The sequence below is a fragment of the Chroogloeocystis siderophila 5.2 s.c.1 genome (assembly GCF_001904655.1).
Lineage (GTDB): Bacteria > Cyanobacteriota > Cyanobacteriia > Cyanobacteriales > Chroococcidiopsidaceae > Chroogloeocystis > Chroogloeocystis siderophila.
This window is the reverse complement of sequence record NZ_MRCC01000032.1, coordinates 1-23,913: the sequence shown is the minus strand read 5'-3', so window position 1 is coordinate 23,913 and position 23,913 is coordinate 1. Positions and strand designations below refer to the sequence as shown.

Here is a 23,913-nt window from a genome sequence, read left to right as displayed (position 1 = left end):
AGAAGACAAACAAAGGTTGCTTATTACTCTACTACATCTGACAGCGACTTAGTATTACGATAATCAAGATGTAGTGGAAATAGTTGTCACACCATTTTAAGAATGCCGCTAGGTGGGAAATCTTAATGAAGCCAGTTTACATAGATGCCCACCTCTTTAAAACTTGTGGTTCTACTATATTCGCATCTAACCAAAGCACCACTTTATAGTAGTCATCACCCTCCAAGCGCGATTCATCAACGCTGTCCAAAGCATTATAATAAACGCGGACTCTGTAAGTTCCTGGCTCAACTATTATACGTGGTGCTTCAGGAAAGTAGTCAGTGCAACCAGCAATAATAATACGTCCAGAAGGCACCTCTAGACTAGTTTCTGTAACATGATCCCAGTGGTCAAAATTGTCGTTTGGCTTAGAATCTAGTACTTCTATTTCTACAGGTACAATCATGTTGCGAGCCGTACCAACTCCAATAACACCAGGCGCAACTGCTAACATATCAGACACCGCTTGTGATGTCCAACTATCCGATAAGTTTCCATCAGATTGTTCATCTTGAAGATAGAACTGGAAAAAGTCAGCAAACACCTCGATTTTTTGTTTCATAACCCGTTTAACAGTTAACTAAAACATTTCGAGTTAAAGTGATCGCATCACTTACACTATGAGCAATATAAATATTTTTTGGTGCTAATTTCTGAAAAAAATCTTTGCTATTTAGGTCATCATTTAACAAAATAACAAACTTATTTGATTTGATGGCTAAAGCTATTTCTGATGCTGTTCCTGCACCCATACCACAAGCAATGACAACATCACTAGAAAGCACGTTAATATTATTTCTAGCATTACCCATATCAGTAACAATTGCAATATCAACCGCAGTAGAAACACCACTAGTATTGTTCCCAGGCAGAATCCCAATTGTTAATCCCTGTGCCGCTTTTGCACCTTGACTTGCAGCTTCCATCACGCCGACATTTCTACCACCAGTCAGCAATACCCATCCTTGTTGGGCGATGAGATATCCTAGCTGATAAGCATTTTGTAAATCATTTGTAGTTGCTTGTTCACCAGGACCCATCACCCCGATAATAGCTTTACGATTCATCCTTATTTAGTAACTCAAACTTCCCGCAATCATGCCAGCAAGTACAAGAAAACCTAACCATACATTTTGGCGAAACATCTCTGCATAAGCCAAGTTAGGAATATCTTCTTGTTTTAAACGAATATACTGCCAAATCCAACCAGATGTTGCTAGTGCAAGGGCAATCCAAAAAGCAAGATGAAGTTGTAATTCGATACCCAACCAAGCAAGCAAAGCAACCGTTCCGATAAAGAAAATACCGATCGCATCGGCTGCATATTTGCCAAAAAACAAAGCGCTAGAATTCACACCAATACGGCGATCATCATCGCGATCGCTCATCGCATAAACGGTATCAAAACCCAACGTCCATAGTACCGTCGCCCCCCAAAGCAACCATGTTGAAAAGGACAGCGATCGTGTTACTGCACTCCAGCTAATTAATACGCCAAATCCCCAAGCAATTGAAAGGACTAATTGAGGAACGGGAAATACGCGTTTTGCACCAGGATACAAGAGAATAACAGGTACAGCAACGACACATAGCCAAAAAGATAATGTATTGAGATATAGCGATAAACCAAACGCGCAGGCTAACGCGACGAAAGCAACAACAATTCCTACCTTGACAGAAAGCGCGCGAGATGCTAAAGGACGATTGCGAGTTCTTTGCACTTGCGGATCGATGTCGCGATCCCAGAGGTCGTTAACAACACAACCCGCAGCACTTGTCGCGAGAGTCCCTAAGACAATGACACCAACAAGCGGTAATGGAGGCGTTCCCTGCGCGGCTAAAAAGACTGCCCAAAGTGCAGGAATCATCAAGATAAGCCTTCCTTCAGGCTTATCCCAGCGCAATAAGCGAATGATCGTAAACCAAGTTGGTTCAGATTGTTCTTGCTGTGTCAGCATGGTTTAAAAATTTACTGTAAATGAAATAATTAAGAGAAGGAATTTAGGATCAACTTCCCCTATAGAATATCGTTATTCGGATCAGGGCTGGAGTTTTAGCGAGTATTCATGGTTAATTTAGTATCAGCCAGTTCGGTAAGTATTCCTACTCAGATAATGCAGCAAGAAAAAATCCTCGCTGCCATAGACTTGGGGACAAACTCCTTGCATATGGTAGTTGTGCGCATAAAACCGGAACTACCAACTTTTAGTATTATTGCCAGAGAAAAAGATACGGTGAGATTAGGCGATCGCACGCCCGACGGAAATTTAAAACCTGAAGTAATTGAACGGGCGATCGCAACTTTAGGCAGGTTTCAAGAAATTGCCGGAAGCCTCAATGCAGATACGATTGTTGCTGTTGCAACCAGTGCAGTACGCGAATCTCCCAACGGGAAAGAGTTCTTACAACAAGTCAAAGATGAACTCGATCTCAATGTTGACTTAATTTCAGGACAAGAAGAAGCAAGACGCATTTATCTTGGCGTTTTGTCGGCGATGGAACTTAATAGCCATCCGCATGGAATTATTGACATTGGTGGCGGGTCAACAGAGTTAATTCTCGGTGACAGCCATGAACCGCGATCGCTGAGTAGTACTAAAGTTGGTGCAGTGCGACTTTCAAGCGAATTTGTTACTACCGATCCTATCAGTAATGCCGAGTTTCAATTCTTGCAAGCATACGTGCGCGGGATGTTAGAACGCCCTGTCGAAGAGTTGCTAGCTAAGTTACAACCCGATGAAACACTCCGCCTTGTAGGAACTTCGGGAACGATTGAAACGCTAGCCGTCATCCATGCACGAGAAAAATTAGGGATGGTTCCCTCGCTCTTAACAGGCTATCAAGTGAGTCTAAAAGACTTGCGGGAAATCCTCAACCGCTTGCGCAAGTTAAGTTATGCTGAACGCGCCGCGATTCCTGGAATGTCAGATCGGCGATCAGAAATTATCGTCGCTGGGCTAATTATTTTACAAGAAGCGATGACATTGCTAGGTGCAGATTCGATTACAATCTGCGAACGCGCGCTGCGTGAGGGTGTAATTGTAGACTGGATGCTTACTCATGGCTTAATTGAAGATCGCCTACGCTATCAAGGTTCAGTACGCCAACGCAGTGTAATTAGAACTGCCCAAAAATATCAAGTCAAGTTAGAGTATAGCGATCGCATTGCTGCATTTGCGCTGAGCCTATTCGATCAAACGCAAGGAACCCTCCACCACTGGGAAACCGCCGAACGCGAACTTCTCTGGGCAGCAGCAATTTTACACAACTGCGGTCACTTTGTCAGTCATTCATCACACCACAAACACTCGTATTACCTGATCCGTAACGGCGAACTTCTTGGCTATACCGAAACCGAACTCGAACTGATTGCCAATATCGCCCGCTACCACCGCCGCAGCGCCCCCAAGAAAAAACACGATAACTATCGCAACTTACCGACAAAACAACACCGCCAAATGGTAAGCCAACTCAGTGCATTGTTGCGCATAGCCGTCGCGCTCGATCGGCGTCAAATTGGTGCGATCGCGCAAGTACGAAGCGAATATCGTCCAGAAGCCCAAGAATTTCACTTGTGGCTAACTCCATCGCAACCAGGCGACGACTGTGCCTTAGAATTGTGGAGTTTAGATTACAAAAAAGACGTGTTCGAGGCGGAATACAATGTTAAATTAATCGCGACCTTAGAAACACCTAAATCAGAAACCACTCTTTCTGCCTATCATGCAACAGCGTAGCGCTGCGACTTTCTTCGGGGCTACATAGACAAAAAGTCCACACGAAAGGTGGACTTTGTTTATCTAGGTGCGAATACATTCGCCAAGGTAGAATAAGAGCTTTATTTTCTTTTTGCTACTCACCTGACCCTTGCTATACATCTAACGGCGACGTCCGCCACTACTGCGGAAACCACTGCTACTCCGAGTGCGACTCGATCCAAACGAACGGTTGCTGCTACCAAAACTTCCTGATGAAGGACGGCGGTTATTAGAGTTACCCGATCGCAAATTACTTGCACCGAATCCTGAACCTGTAGGACGATTGTTTGTCGTCACGCGGGGTGTGCTACGGCGTGTCGTTGTTGTCGGTTGTCTGTAATTCGGTGTTCTAATGCGTCCCGTTGTGCGCAAATTAGAGCGTCGATTTCTTTCAGCAAGCGGTGGCGCGTTATAACGTGATTGATAGCGATCAACGGCTTGACTATACGAACTACCATAACCACCAAAACCTGTGATTACAGATGCCCCTGGCTGGTAAAGTGGTGGTACGTAGTACTGCGGTCTAAACAACAAACTGCCAATTGCTTGACCTGCTAAAGCACCCGCAAACGGCGACCAAAATCCTGTCTCGCGACGGACAATTACGGTTTCTTGTTGTCCGGTTTGAGGATTTGTCTGTGTTTCCGCGACATTGTGAACGTACTCGATTTTAAAATCCTCAGTGAGGTACAGAACTGGCTGACCGTTTTCTACTTTGAGATAGCTTTTTTGACCAGCTTTGACTTCTTCATCCGTTAACCGCGCCATCTGCAAATTAGCTGTCGTAAACGTTGGTGGTGTACCAGGAGGAGTATTAAGCAAGAATAAACTATACTCTCCGGTTGCATCATCGTAAGTCACTTGCTGGACAGGGTACTGTCCATCACTCAGCCGCGTATTTGTCGCCACTGGGGATGCAACATTGCGTACCTGGGAAACCGTCGATTCTGGTCTACCACAGGCGATCGTTGTCCAACACAAAGTTATCGTTAAAAAAATCAGTGTAAACCGCCGCAAGATTGTCATCATATTTTCAAAAATTAGCTTATTTCGAGATTAACAAGATCTCAACTGTTCTGACAGGTGGCTTATGTCCCTGACAGTTTATTACAAAGGAACTAACTCGGGAAAATATTGCAGTAGTTGGTCATTCGTCAACTCATCGCCAAATTGCGCTGGCGAAAAATGCACTTGAATTCCGCGCAGTCTTCCTTGATAGTGCAAATTAATTAAAGCCTTCAACCCAGCTTTCAAAGCGCTTATATCTGCTAAATTCGTTTCTAATTCGGGAACTTCGCCTTCAAAAGCCACCGTCAGCATGACAACGACATTGCGCGTGACTGGTAGCGACAGCGGTTCATTACTATCAGCATCGTCTAAGTCTACTTCACTCAAGTAGCGCTGCGCTGAATCAGTAAACAACTCGTTGAAGTAGTCGCCTGCTTCTCCTTCGTCCCAAAAAACATCGCCCTCATTAGCCGCAGAAAGCCAGTATTCGTCGTATTGCAGTAAGCTTTGGCAAATTTCTACTAAGCCTTCGCCCAAAACTTCTAAGTCGCCTTCAGAATCAATTGCTTCGCGTGCGGTACGATTTAGTATTCCCAGCAACGGTGCAACATCCGAACCTGCAAGATGAACAAAGATGCGACACACGACAAAGCGGGTACGCCCCGTCATTCGATTTAAGCGATCGCGCCATGCATTCATTTTTATATCCTCGCCATTTACAAAAATGATTTAATGCCTACTAAGTTAACAAAGCATCCACTATGAATATTGGCATTGTCGGACTTGGTTTAATCGGTGGCTCTTTAGGTTTAGATTTAAGAGCGCAGGGATATCATGTTTTGGGTGTCAGTCGTCGCGAACAAACGTGCGAACAAGCGATCGCCTGCGGTGCGGTTGATACCGCGAGTCTTGACTTGGCGACGCTTAAAAGTGCTGATGTCATTATTATCTGTACGCACATCGCGGCAATTTTACCAACTGTACAGCAACTGATTCCTTATCTCTCGCCGGCGACGATTCTCACTGATGTTGGTTCGGTTAAAGTTCCTGTCGTCGAGGCGATCGCCCCATTATGGCAAAATTTTGTGGGCGGACACCCTATGGCGGGAAAAACAGAAAGTGGCATAGAAGCTGCACAAAAAGAGTTATTTGTCAATAACCCGTATGTATTAACTCCGATTGCGTCAACTCCAGCAAGCGCAGTGCAAATCGTTGAGGAAGTAGCGCGATCTCTCCAAGCTAAAATTTACCACTGTCGCCCTGAAGACCATGACCGTGCGGTAAGTTGGATTTCGCATTTACCCGTGATGGTGAGTAGCAATTTAATCGCCGCGTGTATGGGTGAGAGTAACCCTGACGTTTTAGCTTTGGCGCAGAATTTAGCAAGTTCTGGATTTCGCGACACCAGTCGTGTCGGCGGTGGGAATTCAGAATTAGGCGTGATGATGGCACGCTACAATCGTCAAGAATTATTGCGATCGCTAAACTCGTATCGCCAACACTTAGACGACTTGATTGCGATCGTCGAACAAGAAAACTGGGAAGCTTTAGAACAACAACTCAAATCAACACACTCCGCCCGACCTCGTTTTCTCAAAGAATAATGTTTTATCATCTCTACATCCCTCTGTGACATTGAGGTGTAGCATCGCATCCTTAAATCAACTGTAGGATGTTATTGCGCTTGGTAATCAGGTCATAACCGTTCTTTTTGATGCTGTTTAGGTGTTAGCTAGAGTAGCTGTCTCACTAGCTTGACGACAGCAAAACCTGCAATGATTTCAGAAATTTGGGTACAATATATTTGTGTCGAATATGCTAAAGCTAATACTCCGATTCCAGATTTTTAGACCTACAAACTCGGCGATTCATCTATAACAAAAATTATAGAAAGGCAAGTAGTGCTACCCGTAAAAAAGGATAGCAATAGCTTTATGAACAATAATATATGCGAAACCAATCTGTATTTGCCATATCTGTGCATGCTTTTAGAAATCAATTCGTATGGCTTAAATGAGTAAAATGCCCGAACATAAATGCTAAAATTGCTGCGCAGAATCGTTTTCATTAAAGTGCAATAAAGCTGTCACAAAAAAGACATAGTAGTTGTTTAAACTAAAAATAAGTTAAATAGGAAACTATCAAGGTGACAAGCCAGTCAACAATCTATAAAGAACCTTGCTAAAACAGTATTTGTATTTTTGTATCTAGTCATCATTGAGACTTTGCTGTAAGTGAAACATATGCAAAACGAACCACAAGAAAGAAATCAATCAAGCCAAGTTAACAACTCCTTAAGCACGACAAGAAAGACATCGCTAGCCGCTCCCTGGCGGAAAACTGCGAGTTACGTTTCAATGATGTTATTGGGCGCGGGTGTCGCAGTTTCAGGAAGTAATCTCGCAACCCGACTTCAGCCATCGTCGAGTGTCGCAACGTCGCCGATTAGTCCTGCGATCGCCGCACCTATCCCCACAACTGACCCCAATTTTGTCGCGGATGTTGTCGAAAGAGTGGGACCTGCGGTTGTGCGAATTGAAGCGTCACGCACCGTCACCACTCGCGTTCCTGATGTCTTTGACGATCCGTTTTTCCGTCGATTCTTTGGTTCGCAAATTCCCCGAACGCAACAAAGAGTACAACAAGGAACAGGGTCAGGGTTCATCATTAGTTCCGACGGACGCATCTTAACGAATGCTCACGTTGTCGATGGTGCGCGTAATGTCAGTGTCGTTCTTAATGACGGACGCCGCTTTACGGGTAGAGTGCTAGGAACAGATCCTGTTACGGATGTTGCTGTGATTAAAATTGATGCAGAGCGACTTCCAACACTCACAATGGGTAACTCGGATCAGTTGCGCCCAGGCGAATTTGCGATCGCGATCGGCAACCCGCTAGGATTAGACAACACAGTAACAACGGGTATTATTAGTGCTACAGGTCGTACTAGCAATCAAGTTGGTGTGGCTGATAAGCGCGTACAATTTATTCAAACTGACGCCGCAATCAATCCAGGTAACTCTGGCGGACCGTTGCTGAATGCGCGCGGTGAAGTTATCGGGATGAATACCGCAATTTTGCGCGGCGCGCAAGGCTTAGGCTTTGCAATTCCCATTAACACCGCCCAACGTATTTCTAGCCAATTGATTGCGCAAGGTCGAGTCGAACATCCTTATGTTGGCGTTCAGATGGTAGCAATAACGCCTGAGTTGCGCCAAGAGATCAACAGTGACCCCAACAATGGCATAACGATTACCGAAGATCGCGGTGTTTTGATTGTGCGAGTTCTTCCTAATTCTCCCGCAGCCCGCGCCGGACTGCGTGCAGGAGATGTAATTCGTCGCATTAACGGTCAAGACGCAACAACTGCTGAAGTTGTGCAAAGAGCAGTAGAAAATACAAGAGTCGGCGAACAACTACAACTTGAAGTCCGTCGTGGTGGTAGAAATGTCAACCTCGCGTTGAATACAGGGGCTTTTCCTACTCAGTTGCAGTCTCAAAATTAAAGTAGTAGGCGACAGAACCTTAACCCCTTCTCCCTATTTCAAGAGAAGGGGATTTTTTTTACAATGCGATTCGCTTAATCTTGAGGAAATAAGTAGGCGATCGCCGTAAAAGCAAACATAGTCACTAAACTGACTAAAAAGAACGCAAAGAAAAAATGAGGCATAACTAAAAAACTACTTATTTTGAGCTTATAAATTTATCATTCACAAATTCACGGCTCAAAGATTGTGTACTTGATGAATTATAAGAGGTCAGGGATCAAGGTTAAACTTCCTTTAGGCAAATCACAGATGTCCTAACTCGATAGTTTGCCAGCGTACCAATGTAAGATACAGACGATAGATAGGACAGATTTTAATGAAGGAATATGAACACTACTTGTTGCTTCGCTACACTTGTGCAAAGTTAATCTTCGTCGTCTTGTGCTGTCAAAATCTTAAACTGATTCACATCAGGAAACAAGCTTTCCACATCGTAGGGATCGTCATCCACAATCTCTCGGCGAATCCAATCTTTTAAGTTGCGACGTAAGGAAGATATTGTCATAGATTCTATTATTAAAGGAAAGCGATATTTAAAACTTTGAGTAAAAAACATACTATCCTCCTGAGAATACAATAAAGCTAATTCAAACAACAATTGAATTTTTAAAAATTAAAATTTGAATTATTACTCAAACGCTATTGCTTGCTCAGTTCATGAACAACTACAACTCAAATCTTTAGATTTGGTTAATAATTTAGATAACGTATAATGCAGTAATTTACTACCGAACATTATTAAACTACCAGCTGTATATGACAGTCACGTGAAGAATATGTGTCGGATATTTGTAAAACCTACTATTTAATTCTAGGCTGTCAAAGCCTTTCTTGATTGTAAATTTTGGTCAATCAAGTGTTGCAACACTCAGCGCAAATCCACTGCATAGATGCAGAAAAAGAATAGGTTACATTGCATATATGTAATGTAACCATAACATCAACCTCATCGGAAGCAGTTTTTTCAAAAACGAGGAGACTGCACGCAGCAAAAGTTAAATATCAAGGCAAAAAATTAGAGCAGACAGTTGTCATACTAAAGCTCAATATTGAAAAAACTGATACAAAAAGTTGAAAATGTTAATGAGTGTGACAGTTTTTCTTGACATAAGTCATCAAGGATACAAACGATAGAACCGGAAGAAGAAGTAATCAATAGGCAAAACCTCGACGTCACGGAAACCGGCGGCTTGGGCATAATGTCGCAAAATATCAGTCCGCATGACCGTACCGCCACAGTGAGATTCACCGCCATCTGCCATACCTACTGGCAAGCAGTGTAGAACACTCCAGCCGTACATCATCCACTCGACATCATTACCAGCAGCCGTAAAGCGATCGCCAACGCGCTCATCGGCAATCAATACGGTACCATTTTCCCCTACTAGACGCCGCATAGTTTGGAGTGCGCCTACGGGATTACCCAAATCATGAATACATTGATACCCGTCACTGTTTGCTGTTCGAACCATTCACGCACATAGCGCTCAACCGCGTTCGTTTGAGTTGCTAGTTCCGTCGAAGTTAACCAGCCATCAGCAAGCGCTTGGTAGAAACCTAGGCGATCGCCAATATAAATTGTGAAAATATCAAAAGTCCCTGCAACTGACTTCAGCAACCGCTCAATCAAAACTTCTTTTTTGTTGTGTCGTCATCGGTTAATTTTCCTTCGTGTTTAGAATTGTGAGGCAGTGAGCTTGACGTCTGCATACTTCCAAGCTGCAATAAATCGTTGCTGTATCATTTGCGCTTCCTGAGATTTGCCCTGCTAGTACGTGCGAGGCAATATCTAACAACGTTGATGCTTGGGGAAACGATGCTAGGGCTAGCTCTTTCATTGCATCTGTCTGCGCAATTTTGCGTAGCTGTGCGTACTCAGCTTGGGAATTAGTGCAGGATTCTTCTTCGTGGGAGAAAAGGGGATTTGGCAAACACTTTTCAGCTACCCAGTTACTTCCTCACCGATGCTGTTATCTTCTACAAGCGACACAGATTCCGAGCAGCAGTCAATTTCAAGAATTTGTTTGACGTTGGCTATGATGATTCTACTGCAAGCAGGGTCAGTGGGGAGCAACACGATTTTGTGGGGACGCTACAACCTAGACTTAACTGACGATGGATACCCTACATTAGTTGTGACTTGCATCAGCTCCTGAATGGTCACTTTAGCAGGGTCATAAACAATTATGGCTTCTGGCGGGTTGAATGTCACGAGCGCTTCTTCAACCCCATCTAATCGAACCAAACTACTTTTGACCGTTACACGGCAAGCTTCACAAGTCATGTTTTCAATTTGTAAGACAACCTGCAAATGTCTTCACGACCTTAAAGACATAGGGAACTGCGTAAGGAAAGGCTAGCAAACCTAAAACAAATACTGTGGCAATAATTAGAGTCTTTTTGGCAATTTGGTTAGCGTGTGGATTAATACAAGCACTTTCTGGTTGACACGCTTTGGCTTTAGGGTTCCAGTAGACACGATAAAAGCCAAAGCTTAACAATCCAAGAGTGAGTGCGATAAAAAAGGGACGATATTTCTCAAAGGCAGTCAAATTACTGATCTAAGCACCACTGGCTCCAAGGGCTACGAGTAACAAAGAACCAAGACAGCAAACAGATGCCAGAATTGCTGCCAAAATAACACTTGCCAATTCTCATTGAGAAAATGTCTTTTTTCGGTTCATGATGCGCTTGTTCCCGATGATGAGCTTAGCGATCGCTGGATCTGCTGTACAGTCTGTTGAACATTTGCTAAACAGCAAACTCCTTGGGGATTGTTAACCTCACAACCACAGCGTTTAGCTTTAATATGAGCCGTGATAGAAGCAACCGCAGTACTTGTACCAGTTTGTTCAATTTCTTCTCGAATACGTTGACGGCTCCAGTCAAAGCAGTAGCAACTCGGAATCTGTTCGTTGGAATCTTTTTGAAACACAGGAACTTTTAGCTCTACAGTCGTAAATGTTTGACCAGTATTAGAGAAGTAAACCACTGAACAATTAGAACTGGGACAAAACGTATAGGTGCTCTGAGGGTCTAACTTCTCCAGTGCTGCCCCTATCAACAGGCTTTTCAACGTGATAAGCTCAACAGGTTTTCCTTTAGTGCCGTCATTGGGACAAATGCGCTGATGAGACCTTACCGGAACATTGTCAGCGGCCTGACCTGGATTGCAACATTGACTCATAGCAAGAACTAACCCTTTAAAAATTCAACAGTAATCAAAAAGCGGGAGCAAAGCCATTCAACGACTGTGGCGACGGTAGCGTTGGTAAGAAATTATAGTAACCACTACCATTACTGCTCAGGCTGGAAGTAGCACATAATCAAGGTAGCCAGCCAACGCCCCTAGCCCTAAAGCTCCTAGGGTAATTACCAAAACAGGCGTAGCACAGCACACCGCGATCAGTATCGTGCCTGAAATGCTAGCCTACAGAGCCGTCTTTGGTTTCATGCTGGTTATCTCCAAATACAATACAAGGAGTGGTTGAACCGTAGCGGCTAAGGTCATCTTCACAACAGTGAAGCACCTTAATCAGTTCGCCATTGAAAGCTTGCAACTGGGAAATCGTCTCCTGAATTTGCTCAACGTGCTGGTTGAGGAAGGCAGCGATCGGATACTCGGCGCTCATATTTTAGGACATCATGTTGAGGAGCTAGTTAATCTCTTCGCAATGGCGATTAGATTTAAATTGCGGCCGGAAGATCTCAAAAAGATGATTTTCGCTTATCCGACTGCGGCTTCCGACATCGGCTACATAGTCGAAGATAAGCAGTAGAAAATCAGTCCGCTACATTTGGAGATACCTGATTTGTGGATAATTTTGGCTCTTGGCAGCTTTTGGTACTCCTTGAGAGGAAGGACACGATCCAAGTCGATGAAATAGAGCATTCCACAACTCACGCCAGCAAGAATCTTGAACTGAGCAAGTCAATGCCAGCTCGACCATACATTTGGCGCTTGAGCATCTTCAATCGGTTTATGTGTTCCTCAACCGGACCGTTGCTGACTGGTAGTGTCACACCCGCTTTGACCGCATCATAATCTTCACGTAAGCGTTGGGCAAAACGGACAAAAGGTGAAAGACTGCTAGAATGGCTTGCTCGAACCAAGAGTCAAGTTGATCGGGAAGATGTTGGCGCACCATTTGGGCAAAGCTTTGGGCTAGCTCAATTGCGGTAAACAGAGCGGGATGCTGTACTTGTAACCGAGCCATCAACTGTTCGTCATCTGACTTGTGTAACTCTTGCCGCTGTAGCACAAGCATTGCAGCACGACGAACTGTGAGTGGTCGTTTCTCCGGTTGAGTAACTTTGGGCAGTGGTTGTCTGACAAGTCGTTGCCGCAGTGGCAAGCCTTGAGAAGAGCGCAGGCGGCGGGTGTAAGGGGCTACGGTATTGTAACTAACAGGAGTAACCACGCTTTTGTATTGCTTCAAACAGTCCTTTGATATCGTAACAGCCTTCGTTCCATCGCTGGAGAATATATTAGACCTCCTGCATGAATCAAGAGGCATGTGCCAATTCATAGTTGAGTAAGCCAGCAATCAGGTTCAAGCGCAAACCAAACCGCCTTCTGCGATGGCGATAACATCCTGAAAAGAGGCGAAAGCTCTTGAAACGACGAATCCCTAGCTCAACTCGGACTCGTAGTCGTGCTAATGCCTGATTGTGTTGCTTTTCCGCTTTTGGCAATGGTTGCTTGCGACATTTCTTGGTTGGCGTACAAGCTCCCGCATGGCGCTTGGCAAACCCCTGATAGCCCCGCTCAGCTAAACATAGCTGTGAACAGACAAACGGCAAACGACTTTGCTTGAGCAACTTGAAGTCATCAGTTTTACCTTTGTCTACAGCAGTGCAAATCACCTGTCTAGTTTCGGACTCGACTAACAGTTTTTCAAATGACGGAGCTGACGCTGATTCATCGCTTCACCATATCTAACCTTTTCCTAGCCCTAGTTCCTATGAGGTTAAGGAGTTTTGGACGTTTATGTCTTGCATTACCACCATTTTCATCGCTTACTTATGGTATGGGCGGCGTCTGACGACCCTGTTGCATAGGACACCGGAATGCCCGTGGAGAACTTGTTCCCAATGAATAGGCACCCCTTTCAGGTCGAGCTACAATCTTTAAGCATTGCTTCAATGCCAAAACATTGAGCATATATTTCGAGAGCAGTGTTTAAATCAGGTAAATTAGTTAATAAATACCAAGCTTCTTTTTCTTGTTTATGGAAAAGGAGCGAAAAGTAAGAGAAAAAAACTTCAACGGAGCTTGCGACAATACTTCTTAGGTACCAAACAATTCCTAGCCCAAACCTAGAATATTCTCCTGTAAATCCTGCCGCCCTTCCTTTGCTAATAAAGTGATGAGGTAGAGGAATGATCGCAGTTTGCACAAACTAGGCGATCACTAACCCTGTTGTGTCAACCAAGCCTGCAAATCAGCCACACTAGTAAAATTAAGCAAAGCCTCACTTAACTCTTCCAACTCAGGCAACGGCAAATCCAACGTAATGTCTAACATTGCCTCTACCAGCCATGTCCCACTTCATAAATATCTTGTAATAACGTACTCTCCAGCACAAAGGTAGCAAAACATGCTAAGGATACAAACCGCGATCGCTTAGTGCTTGAGCAATGCGACCCACCCCTAAAGTATACGCAGCTAACCGTAATGGCACCTGTCGCTTCTGCGACTGTTTCATCACTTGCTGATAAGCATTAACCATTAATGCTTCCATTTCTCGATTGACACGCTGCTCATCCCAGAATAAGTAAGACAGTCCTTGTACCCACTCGAGGTAACTGACAACAACTCCTCCAGCATTCGTCAAAATATCTGGTAGCACAGTGACGCCTCGCGCTTCTAATTCCTTGTGGGCTACCAGCGTAACAGGTGCGTTTGCCGCTTCTGCCACAATTGATGCTTGAATTTCGCGCACATTTTCTTCGGTAATTTGATTTTCTAGCGCCGCCGGAATCAATACATCACAGGCTAAGGTGAATAATTCTGCGTTGGTAATCGGTTCACCTTGTTCAAATCCAGAAATCCGCTTGCGGTTAGCTGTGGCATAGTTTTTTAACGCCGGAATATCTAAACCTTTTTCCGAAAAGATCCCACCGGAACCTGTTGAAACCGCAATAATTTTCGCTCCAGCTTCATGAAGTAACAACGCTGCAGCACTACCAACATTACCAAATCCCTGAATCGCAATTGTTGCTCCTACCAGCGACTTACCGCGTGCTGCTAAAGCTTCACGCACGACGATCATCACTCCACGTCCTGTCGCCTGTTCGCGTCCTCTCGAACCACCAATTGAAATTGGTTTGCCCGTAACAACCCCAGGAACCGCATGACCGACATTTACCGAGTAGGTATCCATGATCCACGCCATTTCACGGGCGGAAGTTCCCATATCAGGTGCAGGAATGTCTACTTCTGGACCAATATCTTTAATTAACTCGCTAGTATAACGACGTGTAATTCGCTCTAACTCTCCGATACTATAGCGCGTTGGATCTAACGCGATTCCTCCCTTAGCACCGCCATAAGGAATTCCTAGCAACGCACATTTCCATGTCATCAGCATCGCTAAGGCTGATACTTCGCGCAGTGTAACTGCTGGATGATAGCGAATTCCGCCTTTGTAAGGTCCTAAAACATCACTGTGCTGCACTCGATGTCCTGTCAGGACTTGCACTTCACCGCTATCTAATTTCACAGGAACTGAAACAGTGACGACTTTGCGGGGATGACTGAGAACAGCTAATAAGCCTGGGTCGAGTTGTAATTCTTTGGCTGCTTGCTCTAAGTAACTACATGCTTGATCGAAGGGACAAATGTGTGCAGGCGAAGGCGCTTCTAAGGGTAGTACTGCTTCTACCATAATATTTTTTGGCAAACTGTAGTTTTGACTACAGAATAAGTCTCTATTTGTAGTCTATGCCGTTATTTAGGGAAAATCGAGCTAGCGTAACAATTTGAGTTGTCGCGAACGATTCTTGCACTTGGTATGTAACTACTTTTATGTTTTTGCAGTCGGTTTAGTCGCATACGCCTGATCCACGCAACGTAAAAGCTGGATCGGTGCTTCTGCTGAAAAGGTAAAAGCAGCAAGATGATCGCCTAACGTCACAAATAAACGCGCGATCGCATGAACGCACATTCTGTCTTGGTCGTTACAGTCACAATGTGTAATAGGAGCGATAGACTCTAGCGCCGCAGTATTATAGTTCTCTAAAAACTTCACTACATAGCGACGCTTGATACAAACTGTATCAGACATGGTTTTGACTTGCAGTCCCCCTGCTGAGTTCACTCGAAGACTGCGAATCGACTCAGTGATACCATACGTGAGTTGCAACAGCTTTTGGATTAACGATGTCATCACTTTGCGTTTGATGAACGTACAGCAACGACGTTCTCCGACTCGGTAAACGACATACGGAGTATTTGAGGCGTTACGTGTAAACCCGACACGCTCAACTTTGATCTTTTTTGCGATGAGTGGCTTAAGTTCAACCGAATTTTTTTGAATCTGCCCGGAAAAATATTGATTAATTTCTGCTGAAGCGATCGCAAAACCAGATGTTTGGGTAAAATGCATTATATACCTCCTGTATACATTAGTTTCTGTAAACCTCGCGTGTACATTTAGTTTCTGTAGACTGTGTAGACCTTGTGTGCTGTAGATTAGTGTATACACTATGTTTTGAGGTTTTGCCAGAGGAAGGGAAAGCTGGTAACTTTGTTCCTCTGGCTCTCAACTCATAAATAATATTTTATCATAATAAGATCTATCGTAAACATTAAAAAATATGGCAAAAGAAGGGGGAAATCCGCAAAAGTTTGTAAAGCATCGTATGGAGCTAGCTGCGTCTCCATTGGCGATTCGTCTACCTGTAGAAGTTGATAAATATGTGCGATCGCTTCCTGATAAATCGGAATGGGTACGAAACGCCATAATGGCGCAGATGGAACGCGATCTCGAAGCGCAGCAGCAAGATGCTTCTTAAATCTTGAGCACTTGAGCAGTAGAAATTATGAACTACAGCGATAAAGTTGATAAGGAATACCAAGGCGATAATGTTGTGTCGTGTCAATCTGACACGGCCTATGAGAAACTGTAAGCTGTGGTGGATAGTCGCGGCGTCTTAATCCTGAAGCAACTACCCACAAGTTGACTGTGGTAGCGTCGGGCAGTGGTGCTGTCGAAAGCTTTTGCCAAACAGACTCGTAACCTGGTGATCGCGCGAAAAAAGCCAAATTTGTCGGAATGCGATCGCTTCTGATTTTCTCTAACGCCAAAGCGAAACTTAGTCCTAAAGCCACATCTTGATACGTTGCATACCCTACCACCATCATTAACGGCGTAGCAGGTTCCAAATTCATATTTTGAGCAACACCCTCGGGATTAAATGGCTTTTGAAAAGCTAAATTAGTCACTACAAAAATAGAACTAATTAGCCCAAAAATGATAACAACGTAGTTCGCTCGTAATTTGAACCAAAAATTGTGAACGCCAAAGCTTGCTCCCACTAAAGCACAAAAACTAGGGTAATAAACAAAGTTATAACGCGGAGCAATTGTAATATCTTTGCCCAAAAAATAAACAATTACTAAAAATTCTAGTAAGACAATAACTGTAAAACTCAACAGCATTCGTGTTGCTAAATGCATTGTAGGAGAATGCAACAGTTGCTTTAATCCTCTGAAGATAAGCCGCGCGAGCCAAATGCTAAATACTAGCATTACTAAACCTACCGGAACTACAATCCACCAAGGTTGATTTTCCACGGGTAACGCAATCAGCATCAGCACCCAACTTGCCAGCATTTGATAAATAGGAGCAAAATAATTTCGCTGTGGCAACCATGTTGTTTCTGAACGGTTAAAATGACTCGTCATCACGACTAGCCACGGAATAAAGCTAGCGATAACAAATAAGATGGACGCAGTAATTGCTAAGACGCTGTAACGTGGCAAGTTGCGGCGTTGTGAATACATGAATGCGAGTAAAGTAGCTACCTCAGCGACAAACGCCAGAATAAAAAAGTAGTGAGTGTAAAAACCAAGACAGTTTACCGCAGCCCATCCAAGCAAAACAAAATAACGTAGCTTTTGTTGTCGTAAATCTTTGTGAGTTTGGAGAAGTCCGACGAGTGATAACGTAATCAACAGTATCGGTAATGTGTAGTGACGCGCTTCTTGCGATAAGTAAACAGCATAAGGCGAGACAGCCATTAAAGCTGCGGCGATGATTCCCGCAGTGCGCGAAAAAGCGATCGCATTGAGCCAGTAAATTGCTGCGATTCCTGCAACGCCAAACACAGCCGGAAGTGATCGCAAACTCCAAACCCAACTTTGATGCATCAGCCCGACAAATGGCGCTTGTAACCAACGGTGGTTTAAACAAAAAAATAGCGGTGGATGCACCGAGTAGGTAGCAAGATTTGCCGCAATCTGAGGACAAGATAGCGCTGCCTTAAAACTGAAAATTTGCGACAAACGCTCGACAGGAAACACAACGTCTAACGGGACATCCGTATAGTTTCGCCCTAGACTAAATAACGCTGTAATGATTTCATCTAACCAGATCGGCTTCAAGTCCAAATGCCAAAACCGCAGCAGCCCACCCAATAAGATGACAGCTATCAATGTGAAGTAGGAGGAAGATTTAGAGTTTGTCATTTAGAAACTATCAGTGTAATAAAAAGAGAGGGCGCGATCGCTGGTTAAAGGTTATCAGCCCTAGCCCCTACCAGATCCCCAAACAATGCCAGACGCTAATTTTACTTCTACTGAATCCGAACTATCATTACAATCTCCTGCATTCAACCTCCGCGCCACTGCTTGGGAACGCATTAGAAACAGCTTGCGATCTGGACAGCAGCAAATGGCTGATTGGCAGGGTGGTGCTTTAGCAGTCAGTGCGGTTCCTGGTGCGGGAAAATCTACAGGAATGGCGGCGGCGGCGGCGCTTGCGATCGCGCGTTACCAACTGCACGCCCGACGTCAGATTGTGATTGTCACGTTTACGCGTTCAGCAGCGGCTAATATTAAAGCCAAAGTGCGTAAATATCTGCGGGAAGAATTATCATTACCTCCCACAGGGTTTGTCGTCCACACGCTGCACGGGCTTGCTTTAAATATTGCGACGCGTCATCCTGAACTGTCTGGATTACAGTTAGAGAATGCGACTTTAATTACACCTAATCAAGGTCATCGGTTAATTCGGACGTGTGTGGAACAATGGATTGCAATTCATCCGCGACGCTATTCTCAGTTACTCGAAGGATTGTACTTTGACGGCGAAGAAACCGAGCGATTGCGGCGTCAATCGGTGCTGCGAACTGAGGTATTACCCGATTTAGCAGCTACCGCGATTCATGAAGCTAAAAGTTCGGGATATCTACCGCAACAGCTACGCGAATTAACCACGCAAACGAGTGATAACTATGGAATTTTAGAAATTGCCGCAGGGTTGTACGAACAGTATGAGAATTTGATGCGATCGCGCGACTTGATCGACTACGATGATATGATTCTCGCGGCGCTACGCGTGTTAGAAAACCCCAGCGCTTGCAAATTCGAGCAAAACCAAGTCTTTGCCGTATTTGAAGACGAAGCACAGGATTCTACCCCATTACAAACCAAATTATTAGAAATTCTAGCAACTGATCCAAATACTCCAGATTCTCCACACTTGATTCGTGTCGGCGATCCTAACCAAGCAATTAACTCAACATTTACACCTGCTGACCCAATCTATTTTCGCCAATTTTGTGAAGACTGCGACGCGCAAAACCGTCTAGCAACAATGGATCAAGCAGGGCGTAGTAGCCAAATTATTATTGAAGCTGCTAATTTTACTTTGAATTGGGTGAATCGAGCTTATCAAAACAAAACAAGCGATCGCCAATCTGCTGCGCTTCCGTTTCGTTTACAGCAAATTCGACTTGTCAGCGCGAGCGATCCGCAACCGGATGCGAATCCAGCACCAATTGGACGCGGATTAGAACTGTATACACCACGCGATATTCATCACACCGCAGAACTAATCGGCAAACGCTTGGTAGAATTATTTGCCGAAAATCCTCATGGAAGTGTCGCGATTTTAGTCCGCGAAAACCGCCAAGGACGGTGGTTAGTGCAAAAACTGACACCGATTTGTTGCGAACATAAAATACCACTGTATGAAGTATCAGAAAGCGATCGCCACTCGCACGTTCCCGCAGAAATTCTGGCAATTCTGCAATTTCTCGATCGCCCGCATTCTTCTGAATACCTCAAAGCCGCACTAGAAGTTCTCGTTCAGCGGCAGCTAATCCCCACACAAGATCTGAATGCACTAGCAAGTGTCCCCGAACAATTTCTCTATCCTGGACCATTAGATCCATTAGCATTTGAGGCGGCGCTACAAGCGCGTAATTTGTGCTGTAATATGCTGCGCGCGCGCATGGAACTAACCTACTATCAGTTGATTGCTTTTGTTGCTTCTGAACTCAAATACGACCAAGCCGAACTTGCCACCGCTGATAAACTTGCTGAACGAATCGCACGCCAAGTTACTGGTAATAGTTTGAGTGAGGCAATATTTGTTTTGAATGAAATTGTAAGTTCGGAACGCTTCGAGCCAGTTGAAACTGAAGAAGTCGAAGCACGCTACACTCGCCCTGGTCAAGTGACGATCATTACGATGCACAAAGCCAAGGGACTCGATTGGGATGCGGTTTTCATTCCGTTCTTGCACGAAAATTTGATTCCTGGTAGTTTCTGGGTACCACCGCAAGTTAAATTTCTAGGTGACTTTACACTCGCAGAAGTCGCACGCGCGCAAATTCGCGCCGCACTTCATCAAGACTTTCCATTACCCGACGTTACCGAAGCGAGTGAGCAAGCAAAGCAACTCAAAACCGCTGAAGAATATCGTTTACTATATGTTGCCATGACACGCGCTAAGCGTCTATTGTGGATGTCGGCAGCCCTAAAAGCCCCTTTTACTTGGAGTAAACCAGCAAATTTCGAGAGTCGATCGCCTTGTCCTGTCTTTCCGGCTTTAAAAAAGCATTTTCCTAAATCAGTAGTTAGAAGCTATTAGCTGAAAGTACTTTAAATCATTTCTCCCCTGCTCTGCTGCTCCCACACAACTAAATCTTCAGGGCGATCAACATCGGCTAAAGAAGGAAGTAGCGCCACTGATAAGTTAAGCTTTTGGGCGATCGCTTGCGTTTGTTGTAAAACTTCACTACTTCCCCAGGAAATATTATTAAATAGTTCTGCGATTAACCGATTAAGACCAATTAAGTAATATCCACCGTCAATTGCTGGACCAAGAACTAGATCGCATTCGTGTAATTGATGAAAAGCCGTTGCTAGTAATTCTGCGCTTATTCCTGGGCAATCAGTACCAATCGTAACAACGCGTTGACTCCCGCGCGCAAAAGCCGCCGCTAATGAGCGTTTGATTCTCTCACCCAAGTCACCTCTACCTTGAGGTTGATAGTCGATATTAGTGCCTAACCATTGTTGCATGAGTTCTAAATTACCATCAGCGAAGCGCACTTCTACTGTCAAAGAGCGATCGCCTAGTTTGCTTACTTGTAAAAGCGTATGCTCAGTCATTCGCCGTTGTAACTGCGCGGCTTCTACGGCTCCTAATACAGGTATTAACCTTGTTTTTGCTTTCCCTGGTTCGGGATAGCGTGTAAATACGATTAAATGTTCTGGAACTGAATTTGTAGGATTCACGCTGAATTATATAAAACAAATAACAAGCTTTTTAAGTGATATTACCGAGGCAAAAAATCGTGAATTTTTGCATACTCTGCTTGATGAATCATTTGTTTGCAACAAAGAGTATATATTTTTGTGTTAGACAAAGAAATACAAAAAGAGATATTGTTTAATAAATAAAAAATAATACAAAACCAAAATTTAAAAGTTCCGGTATGTTAATGCTGGAAATGAAAATTAATATAAGGCAATGAAAAAAGTTGAAGTTTTATCTGATAAGCCAGCATTAATTGAACGAGCGCTGCAATTAACAATTGCGAAAATGACAAATGCGATCGCAGAGCGTGGTGTGTGTACGATCGCGTTGTCTGGAGGAAGTACACCCAAGCCTTTGTATGAAGCGATCGCCGCGCAACATTTACCTTGGGAAAAAATTCATGTATTCTGGGGCGACGAACGTTATGTACCACCGAATCATCCTGATAGCAATCAATTAATGGCACGGCAAGCTTGGTTAAATCGCGTTAACATTCCTGGCGAAAACATTCACCCTATTCCTACCAATGAAGCCGATCCCGCAGTTGCAGCGCGCAAGTACGAGGAACATCTGCAAGCTTTCTTTCAAACCAGTGGTGACGAGTTTCCTAAATTTGATATTATTTTGCTAGGAATGGGAAGTGATGGGCATACTGCGTCATTGTTTCCGCATACCGAAGCATTAAAAGCACGCGGCTTGATTGCGGTAGGAAATAAGCAAGAAGAACCGCGAATTACATTTACTGTGCCGTTGATCAATCACGCGCGGTGTGTCGTGTTTGTTGTTGCCGGTGCAGACAAAAAAGCTGCTTTAGCACAAGTTTTTGCACCGGATGCTGATGATTTTAACTATCCTAGTCGCTTGATTCAACCGCAAGGCGAACTGTGGTGGTTACTCGATCAAAGCGCAGGCGAGGAGTTACAAGTTTCTACGGCTGCTGAGTCATAAAGATAGCTATTAGAATTTGACGTAGTATGTTTGGTTAAGCAATCTCGACGCTCAATTTTGATGGAAAGATATTCATGATTGTCTGTCCTAACTGTAATCACTCGAACCCCGACGGAGCGCAAACGTGCGAGGCTTGCTATACTCCTTTACCTGCAACCGCGACTTGCCCTAATTGTGGTGCAACAGTACAAGCAGATGCGAGTTTCTGCGGTCAATGCGGTTTTAACTTAAAAGCAAGTCGAGCAACAGAAGAAATTTTTGCAGGTAATATTGGCACGGATATCAGTGCAGAAATACCAGAATTAGAGACTCCTGAACCACTCGTTGAACCACAGCGTTTGGTTATCAGCGCGCAACCGAGTGCGGAAACATCTAGTCAAAGCTATTTAGCTGAAACACCAATATCGCAGCCTGAATCAACACCCCCGCCAGCAAGCACCACCGCAGGCGCGTCACCTGGTGGTAGCTTTAATACACAATTACAGCAGCAAACAATCAAACTGTTACATGTCCAAACGAATACAAATATCGAGTTGCCACAAAATTTGACTGTTATTCACATTGGTAAGCCTAATGACAGGATTCCTCCTGATATTGATGTCTCTGGATTTCCCAACTCAGAAATTGTCTCGCGGATTCATGCGGATATTCGAGTTGAAGGCGATGCTTACTTTATCGAAGATGTTGGTAGTTCTAACGGCACTTACATCAATCGCAGACCACTACAGCCAGGCGATCGCCATCGTTTGCGCGCAGGCGATCGCATCGCCCTTGGAAAGGGAGATTTGGTCACTTTCTTATTTCAAATATCCTAGTTAATCTCAATTTCAATCTACCAAAGTGATTACACTCATTCTGCTGCATCCGCTGCACTCGACACCGATTCAAAATTGGACATTCACGGACGAATCCGTTATCCGCGTAGGACGTGCAACCGATAATGACGTTGTATTGTATAGCGCTGTTGTCTCGCGCAAACACATCGAGTTACGTCAGATTAACGGTAACTGGGAAATCGTCAGTTTAGGTGCGAATGGCACTTTTATCGACGATAGACGAATTACAAAAATGCCGGTGAGAGATGGCATAACAATTCGTTTAGCACAATCAGGACCACAAATTCAAATTCGCTTAGGAGTTGTTTCTACACCAATACAAGAAACGAAAAAACCTGTATCACAACCGAAACCGAAACCCACACCATTTAGCGAACAAACAACCCGCGATACAGCAATTGAAACAATCTTTGGCGAACCATTAGAGTTTCCAGCAGCTACACCACCGAAGGAACCATCAAAAGAAACCGTGATTGGCGAACCATTTAGAAAATATACTCAAGATTAAATTTGAGTAAAGGTGTCACGTTTTGAAAGCAGCCGCCAAGCAAGAGAAAATCAAATTTTGGCGTGAGGAAGTAGCGCTGGAAAACGCCCAATATGGAGTAGCGTAAGTCAAGAACCTCATGCTGTACAGCGAGTGCGAGAATACTTAGAAGCACAGTACACAGAAAATATTTCCTTAGATGCGATCGCCCGCATTGCTAATTTGAGTCCGTTTTACTTGATTCGCACGTTTCGCAAGTGTACTGGTTTACCACCCCACGAATATTTAACACAGATCCGCATTGCGCGTGCCAAAACACTCTTAGCGCAAGGAAATGCGATTTCCCAAGTAGCCGACAACACAGGTTTTGCCGATCAAAGTCATTTAACACGATACTTCAAACGCATCGTAGGCGTCACGCCTGGTCAATACCAGCATAGAGGGCAATAACGTTCATACTAAGTCGCTGTCAGATGTAGTAGAGTAATAAGCAACCTTTGTTTGTCTTCT

General features: G+C 44.2%; 32 protein-coding genes and 1 pseudogene. 10 read left to right on the top strand and 23 right to left on the bottom strand.

From position 1 onward, the window contains the following. Positions 1-136: 136 nt before the first annotated feature. Genes NIES1031_RS22580 through NIES1031_RS22570 form a run of 3 tightly spaced genes read right to left on the bottom strand, consistent with a single transcriptional unit; the run spans position 137 to position 2,000 of the window. Positions 137-604 carry a hypothetical protein gene (locus tag NIES1031_RS22580; RefSeq protein ID WP_073551680.1) on the bottom strand — a complete coding sequence of 156 codons (468 nt, stop codon included), beginning with the start codon at positions 602-604 and terminating at the stop codon, positions 137-139. A gap of 7 nt (positions 605-611) precedes the next feature. Then, entirely contained in the window at positions 612-1,109 is a 498-nt protein-coding gene (locus NIES1031_RS22575) for a TIGR00725 family protein (RefSeq protein WP_073551679.1), read from the bottom strand. Positions 1,110-1,115: 6 nt separating this feature from the next. Next, positions 1,116-2,000: a 4-hydroxybenzoate solanesyltransferase gene (locus NIES1031_RS22570; RefSeq protein ID WP_073551678.1), complete on the bottom strand. Its 885-nt coding sequence runs from the start codon at positions 1,998-2,000 to the stop codon at positions 1,116-1,118. A 108-nt stretch (positions 2,001-2,108) separates the two neighbouring features. On the opposite strand from NIES1031_RS22570, the gene NIES1031_RS22565 reads away from it, so the two are divergent. Continuing rightward, a complete protein-coding gene (locus tag NIES1031_RS22565) occupies positions 2,109-3,779 on the top strand; it encodes a Ppx/GppA phosphatase family protein (protein WP_073551677.1) in 1,671 nt (556 codons plus the stop codon). Between the two features lie 141 nt (positions 3,780-3,920). Here NIES1031_RS22565 and NIES1031_RS22560 read toward each other — a convergent pair whose 3' ends face one another. Together NIES1031_RS22560 and NIES1031_RS22555 are read right to left on the bottom strand one after the other, a co-directional pair. Beyond that, the gene (locus NIES1031_RS22560; protein ID WP_073551676.1) at positions 3,921-4,829 is read right to left on the bottom strand and encodes a hypothetical protein; all 909 of its coding nucleotides are present in this window, start codon (positions 4,827-4,829) and stop codon (positions 3,921-3,923) included. Positions 4,830-4,907: 78 nt separating this feature from the next. Then, on the bottom strand, positions 4,908-5,507 hold the full coding sequence (locus NIES1031_RS22555) for a DUF1517 domain-containing protein (protein ID WP_073551675.1): 600 nt from the start codon (positions 5,505-5,507) through the stop codon (positions 4,908-4,910). 62 nt (positions 5,508-5,569) lie between these two features. Between NIES1031_RS22555 and NIES1031_RS22550 the strand changes: the two genes are divergently transcribed. Both NIES1031_RS22550 and NIES1031_RS22545 read left to right on the top strand, forming a co-directional pair. Continuing rightward, entirely contained in the window at positions 5,570-6,412 is an 843-nt protein-coding gene (locus NIES1031_RS22550; protein ID WP_073551674.1) for a prephenate/arogenate dehydrogenase, read from the top strand. Between the two features lie 639 nt (positions 6,413-7,051). Then, entirely contained in the window at positions 7,052-8,314 is a 1,263-nt protein-coding gene (locus NIES1031_RS22545; protein ID WP_073551673.1) for an HhoA/HhoB/HtrA family serine endopeptidase, read from the top strand. A gap of 406 nt (positions 8,315-8,720) precedes the next feature. Here NIES1031_RS22545 and NIES1031_RS24600 read toward each other — a convergent pair whose 3' ends face one another. From NIES1031_RS24600 to NIES1031_RS25870, 9 genes are all read right to left on the bottom strand, one after another. Next, positions 8,721-8,861 carry a hypothetical protein gene (locus tag NIES1031_RS24600; protein ID WP_178378222.1) on the bottom strand — a complete coding sequence of 47 codons (141 nt, stop codon included), beginning with the start codon at positions 8,859-8,861 and terminating at the stop codon, positions 8,721-8,723. 610 nt (positions 8,862-9,471) lie between these two features. Further along, the gene (locus tag NIES1031_RS25285) at positions 9,472-9,753 is read right to left on the bottom strand and encodes a hypothetical protein (RefSeq protein ID WP_073551671.1); all 282 of its coding nucleotides are present in this window, start codon (positions 9,751-9,753) and stop codon (positions 9,472-9,474) included. 14 nt (positions 9,754-9,767) lie between these two features. After that, entirely contained in the window at positions 9,768-9,986 is a 219-nt protein-coding gene (locus NIES1031_RS25280; RefSeq protein ID WP_073551670.1) for a hypothetical protein, read from the bottom strand. A gap of 28 nt (positions 9,987-10,014) precedes the next feature. Further along, positions 10,015-10,287: a hypothetical protein gene (locus NIES1031_RS22525; protein ID WP_073551669.1), complete on the bottom strand. Its 273-nt coding sequence runs from the start codon at positions 10,285-10,287 to the stop codon at positions 10,015-10,017. Positions 10,288-10,448: 161 nt separating this feature from the next. Continuing rightward, positions 10,449-10,640: a cation transporter gene (locus tag NIES1031_RS26510; protein ID WP_084544449.1), complete on the bottom strand. Its 192-nt coding sequence runs from the start codon at positions 10,638-10,640 to the stop codon at positions 10,449-10,451. Positions 10,641-10,644: 4 nt separating this feature from the next. Then, the gene (locus NIES1031_RS22510) at positions 10,645-10,908 is read right to left on the bottom strand and encodes a mercuric transporter MerT family protein (protein WP_425320711.1); all 264 of its coding nucleotides are present in this window, start codon (positions 10,906-10,908) and stop codon (positions 10,645-10,647) included. Between the two features lie 128 nt (positions 10,909-11,036). Beyond that, positions 11,037-11,543: a putative iron-sulfur cluster-binding metallochaperone gene (locus NIES1031_RS26160; RefSeq protein WP_073551667.1), complete on the bottom strand. Its 507-nt coding sequence runs from the start codon at positions 11,541-11,543 to the stop codon at positions 11,037-11,039. A gap of 117 nt (positions 11,544-11,660) precedes the next feature. Further along, the gene (gene merF, locus NIES1031_RS26505; RefSeq protein ID WP_407919517.1) at positions 11,661-11,780 is read right to left on the bottom strand and encodes a mercury resistance system transport protein MerF; all 120 of its coding nucleotides are present in this window, start codon (positions 11,778-11,780) and stop codon (positions 11,661-11,663) included. 1 nt (position 11,781) lies between these two features. Continuing rightward, positions 11,782-11,988 (bottom strand): hypothetical protein, encoded by a 207-nt coding sequence (locus tag NIES1031_RS25870; RefSeq protein WP_236738957.1) that lies wholly within the window; start codon positions 11,986-11,988, stop codon positions 11,782-11,784. On the opposite strand from NIES1031_RS25870, the gene NIES1031_RS26500 reads away from it, so the two are divergent. After that, positions 11,947-12,135, top strand: coding sequence for a hypothetical protein (locus tag NIES1031_RS26500; protein ID WP_407919516.1), 189 nt, complete (start codon positions 11,947-11,949; stop codon positions 12,133-12,135). The genes NIES1031_RS25870 and NIES1031_RS26500 overlap by 42 nt on opposite strands. Before the next feature lie 121 nt (positions 12,136-12,256). Here the strand turns inward: NIES1031_RS26500 and NIES1031_RS26495 are convergent. The 7 genes and pseudogenes from NIES1031_RS26495 to NIES1031_RS22465 all read right to left on the bottom strand — a co-directional run. Beyond that, positions 12,257-12,424 (bottom strand): annotated as a pseudogene (locus NIES1031_RS26495) (ISL3-like element ISMdi2 family transposase); the annotation flags it as partial. Next, complete coding sequence (locus NIES1031_RS22490; RefSeq protein WP_073551665.1) at positions 12,376-12,777, bottom strand: hypothetical protein; 402 nt, start codon at positions 12,775-12,777, stop codon at positions 12,376-12,378. The gene NIES1031_RS22490 and the pseudogene NIES1031_RS26495, both read right to left, overlap by 49 nt. An 85-nt stretch (positions 12,778-12,862) precedes the next feature. Next, entirely contained in the window at positions 12,863-13,249 is a 387-nt protein-coding gene (locus tag NIES1031_RS22485) for a transposase (RefSeq protein WP_084544446.1), read from the bottom strand. Between the two features lie 218 nt (positions 13,250-13,467). Beyond that, the gene (locus NIES1031_RS22480) at positions 13,468-13,755 is read right to left on the bottom strand and encodes a hypothetical protein (RefSeq protein WP_073551663.1); all 288 of its coding nucleotides are present in this window, start codon (positions 13,753-13,755) and stop codon (positions 13,468-13,470) included. 14 nt (positions 13,756-13,769) lie between these two features. Beyond that, on the bottom strand, positions 13,770-13,883 hold the full coding sequence (locus NIES1031_RS26490; protein ID WP_073551662.1) for a DUF4351 domain-containing protein: 114 nt from the start codon (positions 13,881-13,883) through the stop codon (positions 13,770-13,772). Between the two features lie 76 nt (positions 13,884-13,959). Next, a complete protein-coding gene (locus tag NIES1031_RS22470) occupies positions 13,960-15,246 on the bottom strand; it encodes a Glu/Leu/Phe/Val family dehydrogenase (RefSeq protein ID WP_218596935.1) in 1,287 nt (428 codons plus the stop codon). 138 nt (positions 15,247-15,384) lie between these two features. Beyond that, positions 15,385-15,966 (bottom strand): hypothetical protein, encoded by a 582-nt coding sequence (locus NIES1031_RS22465; RefSeq protein ID WP_073551661.1) that lies wholly within the window; start codon positions 15,964-15,966, stop codon positions 15,385-15,387. 211 nt (positions 15,967-16,177) lie between these two features. Between NIES1031_RS22465 and NIES1031_RS22460 the strand changes: the two genes are divergently transcribed. Beyond that, positions 16,178-16,375 carry a hypothetical protein gene (locus NIES1031_RS22460; RefSeq protein WP_073551660.1) on the top strand — a complete coding sequence of 66 codons (198 nt, stop codon included), beginning with the start codon at positions 16,178-16,180 and terminating at the stop codon, positions 16,373-16,375. 25 nt (positions 16,376-16,400) lie between these two features. On the opposite strand, the gene NIES1031_RS22455 is transcribed toward NIES1031_RS22460, so the two are convergent. Continuing rightward, positions 16,401-18,050, bottom strand: coding sequence for a glycosyltransferase family 39 protein (locus NIES1031_RS22455; RefSeq protein ID WP_073551659.1), 1,650 nt, complete (start codon positions 18,048-18,050; stop codon positions 16,401-16,403). Positions 18,051-18,255: 205 nt separating this feature from the next. On the opposite strand from NIES1031_RS22455, the gene NIES1031_RS22450 reads away from it, so the two are divergent. Further along, positions 18,256-20,460, top strand: a complete 2,205-nt coding sequence (locus NIES1031_RS22450; RefSeq protein WP_236738960.1) for an ATP-dependent helicase — start codon at positions 18,256-18,258, stop codon at positions 20,458-20,460. Between the two features lie 11 nt (positions 20,461-20,471). Here NIES1031_RS22450 and NIES1031_RS22445 read toward each other — a convergent pair whose 3' ends face one another. Beyond that, entirely contained in the window at positions 20,472-21,110 is a 639-nt protein-coding gene (locus NIES1031_RS22445; protein ID WP_073551657.1) for a TIGR04282 family arsenosugar biosynthesis glycosyltransferase, read from the bottom strand. 235 nt (positions 21,111-21,345) lie between these two features. Here NIES1031_RS22445 and pgl point away from each other — a divergent pair, with 235 nt between their 5' ends. From pgl to NIES1031_RS22425, 4 genes are all read left to right on the top strand, one after another. Further along, positions 21,346-22,080 (top strand): 6-phosphogluconolactonase, encoded by a 735-nt coding sequence (pgl, locus tag NIES1031_RS22440; protein ID WP_073551656.1) that lies wholly within the window; start codon positions 21,346-21,348, stop codon positions 22,078-22,080. A 74-nt stretch (positions 22,081-22,154) separates the two neighbouring features. Further along, positions 22,155-22,895 carry a double zinc ribbon and FHA domain-containing protein gene (locus NIES1031_RS22435; protein ID WP_073551655.1) on the top strand — a complete coding sequence of 247 codons (741 nt, stop codon included), beginning with the start codon at positions 22,155-22,157 and terminating at the stop codon, positions 22,893-22,895. Positions 22,896-22,920: 25 nt separating this feature from the next. Next, positions 22,921-23,424 carry an FHA domain-containing protein gene (locus NIES1031_RS23530; RefSeq protein ID WP_084544445.1) on the top strand — a complete coding sequence of 168 codons (504 nt, stop codon included), beginning with the start codon at positions 22,921-22,923 and terminating at the stop codon, positions 23,422-23,424. Positions 23,425-23,556: 132 nt separating this feature from the next. Continuing rightward, entirely contained in the window at positions 23,557-23,853 is a 297-nt protein-coding gene (locus NIES1031_RS22425; protein WP_236738956.1) for a helix-turn-helix domain-containing protein, read from the top strand. Positions 23,854-23,913: the final 60 nt, after the last annotated feature.

Coding starts and splice junctions, on each gene's coding strand:
- NIES1031_RS22465 (WP_073551661.1), bottom strand. CDS start 15,966: ATGCATTTTACCCAAACATCTGGTTTTGCGATCGCTTCAGCAGAAATT.
- NIES1031_RS22575 (WP_073551679.1), bottom strand. CDS start 1,109: ATGAATCGTAAAGCTATTATCGGGGTGATGGGTCCTGGTGAACAAGCA.
- NIES1031_RS22560 (WP_073551676.1), bottom strand. CDS start 4,829: ATGATGACAATCTTGCGGCGGTTTACACTGATTTTTTTAACGATAACT.
- NIES1031_RS22450 (WP_236738960.1), top strand. CDS start 18,256: ATGGCTGATTGGCAGGGTGGTGCTTTAGCAGTCAGTGCGGTTCCTGGT.
- NIES1031_RS22545 (WP_073551673.1), top strand. CDS start 7,052: ATGCAAAACGAACCACAAGAAAGAAATCAATCAAGCCAAGTTAACAAC.
- NIES1031_RS25285 (WP_073551671.1), bottom strand. CDS start 9,753: ATGCGGCGTCTAGTAGGGGAAAATGGTACCGTATTGATTGCCGATGAG.
- NIES1031_RS22550 (WP_073551674.1), top strand. CDS start 5,570: ATGAATATTGGCATTGTCGGACTTGGTTTAATCGGTGGCTCTTTAGGT.
- NIES1031_RS22470 (WP_218596935.1), bottom strand. CDS start 15,246: ATGGTAGAAGCAGTACTACCCTTAGAAGCGCCTTCGCCTGCACACATT.
- NIES1031_RS24600 (WP_178378222.1), bottom strand. CDS start 8,861: ATGACAATATCTTCCTTACGTCGCAACTTAAAAGATTGGATTCGCCGA.
- NIES1031_RS22570 (WP_073551678.1), bottom strand. CDS start 2,000: ATGCTGACACAGCAAGAACAATCTGAACCAACTTGGTTTACGATCATT.
- NIES1031_RS22435 (WP_073551655.1), top strand. CDS start 22,155: ATGATTGTCTGTCCTAACTGTAATCACTCGAACCCCGACGGAGCGCAA.
- NIES1031_RS22555 (WP_073551675.1), bottom strand. CDS start 5,507: ATGAATGCATGGCGCGATCGCTTAAATCGAATGACGGGGCGTACCCGC.
- NIES1031_RS22565 (WP_073551677.1), top strand. CDS start 2,109: ATGGTTAATTTAGTATCAGCCAGTTCGGTAAGTATTCCTACTCAGATA.
- NIES1031_RS22580 (WP_073551680.1), bottom strand. CDS start 604: ATGAAACAAAAAATCGAGGTGTTTGCTGACTTTTTCCAGTTCTATCTT.
- NIES1031_RS22455 (WP_073551659.1), bottom strand. CDS start 18,050: ATGACAAACTCTAAATCTTCCTCCTACTTCACATTGATAGCTGTCATC.
- NIES1031_RS26490 (WP_073551662.1), bottom strand. CDS start 13,883: ATGTTAGACATTACGTTGGATTTGCCGTTGCCTGAGTTGGAAGAGTTA.
- NIES1031_RS26160 (WP_073551667.1), bottom strand. CDS start 11,543: ATGAGTCAATGTTGCAATCCAGGTCAGGCCGCTGACAATGTTCCGGTA.
- NIES1031_RS26510 (WP_084544449.1), bottom strand. CDS start 10,640: ATGACTTGTGAAGCTTGCCGTGTAACGGTCAAAAGTAGTTTGGTTCGA.
- NIES1031_RS25870 (WP_236738957.1), bottom strand. CDS start 11,988: ATGAGCGCCGAGTATCCGATCGCTGCCTTCCTCAACCAGCACGTTGAG.
- pgl (WP_073551656.1), top strand. CDS start 21,346: ATGAAAAAAGTTGAAGTTTTATCTGATAAGCCAGCATTAATTGAACGA.
- NIES1031_RS22460 (WP_073551660.1), top strand. CDS start 16,178: ATGGCAAAAGAAGGGGGAAATCCGCAAAAGTTTGTAAAGCATCGTATG.